This window comes from Oleiphilus sp. HI0132 (genome assembly GCF_001635845.1).
The window spans coordinates 1-997 of sequence record NZ_LWGJ01000472.1 but is presented as its reverse complement, the minus strand read 5'-3'; the positions used below and the strand labels follow the sequence as shown (position 1 = coordinate 997).

Annotated in this window: 2 protein-coding genes; both read left to right on the top strand. The window is 43.9% G+C overall.

The genetic code is table 11. From position 1 onward, the window contains the following. On the top strand, nt 1–629 hold a 629-nt coding region (locus A3766_RS05795), incomplete at its 5' end, for a DUF4194 domain-containing protein (RefSeq protein WP_156508719.1). Further along, a partial coding sequence (locus tag A3766_RS05790) for an ATP-binding protein (RefSeq protein ID WP_156508718.1) occupies nt 622–997 on the top strand: 376 nt, incomplete at its 3' end. The genes A3766_RS05795 and A3766_RS05790, both read left to right, overlap by 8 nt.

Genomic DNA, 997 nt, shown 5'->3' with positions numbered 1-997 from the left:
CGCAAAAGTCCAAACTCTTTGAGTTACTTTGTCGACATGAATCTGCAATACGAAAGCACTTGTCGGAAGTATATTTGCGGTTGGTTCTTGATCAAAAAATGGGGGTGGCGTTTGTCGCTAGTGCCGATTATCAGAATGATATCAGTGACATTAATGTCGAGCCCGGTTCTGAAGGAAATAGTGAAAATCAAGATGATCCTGAATTAGATGAATCGACAACATTAATACCAAAGAGAACACTATCGCTTTACGACACTCTGATATTGCTGGTTCTGAGAAAGCATTATCAAGACAGAGAGTCGGCCGGAGAGCAAAAAATCACGATAGACATTGAACGTCTTGAATCCTATCTCACCCCTTTCCTCCCTATTACTGATCATGCATCTAAAGATCGCAAAAAGCTGTTAGCTCGAGTGAAGGAGATGGTTAAAAGGAAAGTGTTGTCAACGATTCGCGGCGCCGACGATCGATATGAAATAACTCCGATTATTCGCTATGTGGTCAGTGCCAGCTTTTTAGAATCTATGTTGGCAGAGTATACACTATTGGCGCAGCAAACAGAGGATGCTTCGGTTGAAGCAAGCCCTATTAATAACAATGGGGAAGAGGTTGGTGAAGTCAATGAATGATATTGCAACAACACGAGCTGACTTATTTGCTCAAGGTCAAATAAGACTAGCGGAGCTGTCGGTTTTCAACTGGGGCTCTTTTCATGGCTTACATACTGCTTCTATCGATTCCGATGGCACTTTGGTGACAGGTGATAACGGTGCTGGAAAGTCGACCTTTATTGATGGGCTAATGGCTCTACTTTTACCTGCAGGAAAAGCGACTTTTAACGTTGCTGCGGCTCAGGGCGATCGCTCTGATAGATCACTTTTATCCTATATGCGTGGCAGCTTTGGGTCTGCTCATGATGGATCTTCCACGCGAGTCAAAAGTAAGCGTGAGAAAGGGGTTGTGACTGGACTTCGAGCGCTTTACCAATGTGAAGATG